At 73.5% G+C, this 1089-nt stretch carries 1 protein-coding gene; it reads right to left on the reverse strand.

Going from position 1 to position 1089, the window contains the following annotated elements:
- A partial coding sequence (locus H0W38_RS15995; protein WP_292455881.1) for a dihydroorotase occupies positions 1–1089 on the reverse strand: 1089 nt, incomplete at both ends.

Genomic DNA, 1089 nt, shown 5'->3' on the forward strand with positions numbered 1-1089 from the left:
ATCGGCCACGCCGCCCTCGACCAGCCGTCCCGCGCTGGCCGCCAGCGAGCCGAGCGCATCGCCGAGCACGCGTACCGGCTCGCAGCTCACCGTGGCGAGTGCGCGCCGCAGGCCGGCGCCGGACTCATCGCCCCACTTGAGCGCCAGACCGAGCAGCAGCTCCAACCCGGTGGCGCCGGGCTCGGCCTCGGCGAAGGGCAGTGTTTTGTCGTCCTCATCGACCGGCGTGTGGTCGGACACCAGCGCGTCGATCGTGCCGTCGGCCAGCGCGGCGCCGAGCGCATCGCGGTCGCGCGACTGGCGCAGCGGCGGCACCAGCCGCATGGCGGGGTTGAAGTAGCCGATGTCCAGATCGGTCAGGTGCAGCGAGTTAATGCTCACGTCGGCCGTGACCGGCAGGCCTTCGGCCTTGGCTGCGCGTAGCAGCTCGACGCCGGCCGCACTCGACAAGCGGCACAGGTGCACGCGCGCGCCGCTGGCGCGCACCAGCTCGAAGATCGTGTGCAGCGCAATGGTCTCGGCGCTCACCGGCACCCCCGACAAGCCCAGGCGAGTCGCCACCGCACCGCTGGCCGCCACGCCGCTGCCCAGCCAGGGATCGTTGGGCCGCAGCCAGACGCTGTAGCCGAAGGTCGCGGCGTACTGCAGCGCACGCGCCAGCACCTGCGTGTTGCGCACCGGCGCATCGGCCTGCGAGAAACCGACGCAGCCGGCCTCGGTGAGCTGGGCCATCTCGGTCAGCACCTCGCCGCCCAGGCCGCGCGTCAGCGCGCCGAGCGGGAACAGCCGGCAGCGGCTCAGCTTGCGCGCGCGGAACTTGAGCATCTCGACCAGGCCCGGCTCGTCGAGCGTGGGGTCGGTGTCAGGCAGGCACACCACGCTGGTCACCCCACCGGCCGCCGCCGCCGCCAGCTCGCTCTCCAGCATGCCCTCGTGTTCGTGGCCGGGCTCGCGCAGGCGGGCGGCCAGATCGACGAGGCCCGGCGCGATCACGAGGCCGCTTGCATCGAAGCTGCGGTCGGGCGTGAAGTCGCGCGGCGCGGCGCCGACCGCCACGATGCGCCCGCCGGCAATGGCAAGGTCCCCGAC

Origin of the sequence: Methylibium sp. (assembly GCF_013817365.1) — a bacterium.
Classification (GTDB): Bacteria; Pseudomonadota; Gammaproteobacteria; order Burkholderiales; family Burkholderiaceae_C; genus Methylibium.